At 62.9% G+C, this 2,638-nt stretch carries 1 protein-coding gene and 1 pseudogene; both read left to right on the forward strand.

Annotation, left to right across the window (positions count from 1 at the left end):
• Positions 1 to 581, forward strand: a pseudogene (locus LXT21_RS44630) (hypothetical protein); the annotation flags it as partial.
• 955 nt (positions 582 to 1,536) lie between these two features.
• A partial coding sequence (locus LXT21_RS44635) for a putative metal-binding motif-containing protein (RefSeq protein WP_254044377.1) occupies positions 1,537 to 2,638 on the forward strand: 1,102 nt, incomplete at its 3' end.

Here is a 2,638-nt window from a genome sequence, read left to right on the forward strand (position 1 = left end):
AACCGCCTGCGTCGCCGTTTACCGAGCTGGACGACAATGTGGTCAACTTCTACGGGATGCACGGGCTGCAGGAGGAGTTCCTTCTTGCAGTTGGCGGTACGACAGGAAGTGGTAGTGGGCAGAGGTTTCGTGCCTACACGGTGACGCCAGGTGGCTCCGCGACGGTCGCCAGTCATTCGCATCTGCCAGGGAACACGGCAGGTATTGTGCGGGATGTGTGGATGGGTGCCGCCAACAAGGCCTGCGCGGTAGGTGACAACGGGGCTGCGTGGCGCTGGGATGGGAATGTAACCTGGAACCGGGTTGACGCACCTGGGGGCGCGAATGTCCCCTTCACCAGCGTGGTGATGCGCAATGACCCGCAGAGCTCAGCGCAGCGTCTGTTGGCGGACCAGTGCTACATCGTGGATGGGAACGCGAATGGCAGGTTGCGCCGCCTGACACCGTTCGGCTGGGCCAAGGGGCTGGACCTCTCTCCTGCCACGGCAACCGTGCCCCTGAACGACATCGCCATCACCGCGAGCGGAGACATCTGGATCGTCGGTGAGGACGGTCGCGTCTTCCACTACCCGGAGCCGTAGTCGTTGACCGCAGTCCCAGCCACGCTCTGGAAAGCTGACCTGAGCGTGGCTTCTTGGATGGGGTCCCCTGTCCTGGATTTGGGGATATTCTGGTCTGGGATTAAGGTCCAGGCATGACCAAGTCATGCCTGTGGGGGGAATGCCTGGCGGTCGTCCTTTGTGTGTCCGTGGTCCTGCCATTGGGCGCCGCCAGCGCATCTGCCGAAGTCCAACGCCATCTCGCCGAGGCGAAGCGCCTCTACGAAGACCTCGAATATGAGGTAGCCCTGGAGCGGCTCCAATTCGCCGCCCGGTTGCCGCTTGATGAAGGGGAGGCGGTCTCCCTCTCATTGTTGAGAGGCATCATCCGTGCGGACATGGGGAAGTGGGAGGAGGCACGGGCGGACTTCCGCTCAGCGCTGCTGACCCGTCCCGATGCGCAGCTCCCAATGAAAGTCTCCCCGAAGGTGTCGCTCGAGTTCGAGACGCAGCGGCAAGGAGTGCGCGACGAGCTGGCTCGGGGAGGTCTGAAGGCCCCTCAACGTGGGGATGGGAGCGCGGTGGCCGCAGGCCAAGAGGGGCGAGAGACCAGGCGCCCAAGCTTGATGCCGGAGGGAGATACCTCCGGTGCATCCCCTTCTCCCGATTGGGCATTGAACTCCACGTCCGAAGAGGATGGGCGAGGTCTTCGGGTTGCAGGGCGGCGAGTGCCGCTCTTGAGCATGGTGCTGCTGGGGGCTGGGGTGGCGGCGGGTGGAACAGGGGCTGTGTTCGGGCTGTCCTCTCGCGGTCAGGTCGAGGATGCGCGGGCCGCTCAAGCTTACGAGGACTTGGAGAGACACCACTCCCGGGCCCAAGGGAGCGCGACGACGGCGAATGTCCTCTTCGGTACGGCTGCTGCGGCGACCGTTGGGGCCCTGGCTACGTGGCTCCTGATGGGCTCCACCGATGAGTCCGTGGCCCAGGGCGGTGCGCGATGAACCGCATGGGGGGATGGGGTGTTGCCAGCCTGCTGGTGCTGAGTGGTTGTTCCGTACCGAGTCTCGAAGAGCTGGCGGGGGAGCGAACCGTTCGTGTCACGGTTCACTACACGCCGAGCTTCAAGACTGGGTGCATCGTGATGCGGACCCAGGATGTGGCGAACTCAGAGAATTTCACGGAGCAGACCGTTGGAAGCGACCTGCTCGCGAGGACGTCGCCACCACTTGTTCTCAATGTCCTCCGCCCAGGGGATTGGGGAAAGAAGCTTCAGGTCACCATTACCGCGCGCGAGCAGGGCTGTGGTGGCAAGCAGGTGGACGAGGTGGTCCTGCCAGTTGACCTTTCGGGAACTGGAGCCAAGCCAGGTACGGCGGTGACGCTTGTGACCCCGGACGCGGATGGGGACGGTTTTGTCGCCGTTTCGAGCGATGCGGGGAAGGGCGGCACGGACTGCGACGATGGGGACGCGATGCGCAACCCCTCGCAGCAGGAGGTCTGTGACGACAAGGATAACAACTGTCGTAACGGGGTCGACGAGGGACTGCCTCTGGTTGCGATGTTCCGGGACTTGGATGGAGACGGGGTGGGTGGCGAGGCGATTCAGCACTGTGCCCCAGTGGCCGGCGTCCGTGGATATGTGACGGTTGGCGGTGATTGCAGGGACGACAATGAGAACGCCGCTCCTGGCAAGGCCGAAGTCTGCGACAACGAAGACAACAACTGCAACGGAGCCACCGACGAGGGCTTCGACAAGAACTGGTATCTGGACGACGACGGGGACGGAGTGCCGCGAGCAGGAGCCACCTTTCAATGTGCCTCGCCCGGCGCGAGGTATAAGAACTATCCTGCGGGCCCTCCGTTTGACTGCAGAGACGATGACAACAGCGTCGCGCCGGGTAAACCGGAGCTTTGTGATAACAAGGACAATAACTGCGACGGGAATACTGACGAGACCTTCACCACGAAGGGCAATTCCTGCAACAACCTGAGTTGCACTGGGACGGTCGTCTGCAATGCCGCCCAGAATGGTGTCGAATGCAATGCGCAAGCCCCGCGAATGTTCTATCCGGACAAGGATGGAGACTTGGACGGAGACA

Source organism: Myxococcus guangdongensis (genome assembly GCF_024198255.1).
Lineage (GTDB): Bacteria > Myxococcota > Myxococcia > Myxococcales > Myxococcaceae > Myxococcus > Myxococcus guangdongensis.